Below are 739 nucleotides of genomic sequence, written 5' to 3' on the forward strand. Positions count from 1 at the left end.
GTTCTAGCACCTCATCTTGCTCATTTTCTGCTGCGTATTGCTCTTCAATTTCTTGATCTTCATCAATATAATTTTCTTCTTCTAATTGATCCATAAGATCCTCATAAGCAGCGACATCTTTTTCATAAGCTTCTTTAGCTGCATCACTTGTTTTCCTTTTATAATCCATTTGTGATACCTCGTATTCATCGACTAATCCTGGGTATAGTTCAAACTGAATAGCTTTTTTTGCTTTAATCGGATATTTTCCAGCGATTAATACAAGACTATCCTTTTCAGGCATAGTCAAAATCTCATCCGCATTCATTAAGGATCTTTGAGAGTAAGAAAAGTTTGAACTGCTTGACGAACTTCCTGTTTTACCTCGTGAAAGAGATCTTCCTCCGGTTTCTACTTTAACGGTTGCTTTCCCCATAAGATTAGAAAAATATACAGCTGTAGTGTCGTTAACATTCCCTAAACAAATTTTAATTGCACAGTTCCCTAATATAGATTCAGCTTTATCTTTACCGTACTTATCCATTAATTGAGTATTATTCTGAAGGATTGTGCAGCAAGCAATTCTATAACCTCGACAAGTGGCCAAAAACTCTTCATAATTGTTAAACTTTCCTAAGTTCGGAAACTCATCTAATAGAAATACAGTTGGTACAGGAAGCTTCGCTCCATTTTTATCTCCTAAAATATAAAGCTCTTGGAACATCTGAGTAAAAAATAGATTAATAAGTCCTTCCCATGT

The 739-nt window shown here is 34.8% G+C and carries 1 protein-coding gene; it reads right to left on the reverse strand.

The window, feature by feature from the left end:
* Window positions 1-739, reverse strand: a 739-nt coding sequence (locus AC2JF9_RS08060) for a type IV secretory system conjugative DNA transfer family protein (protein WP_500726766.1), incomplete at both ends; no start/stop codon positions are given.

Source organism: Lactobacillus sp. C449L, assembly GCF_059900815.1.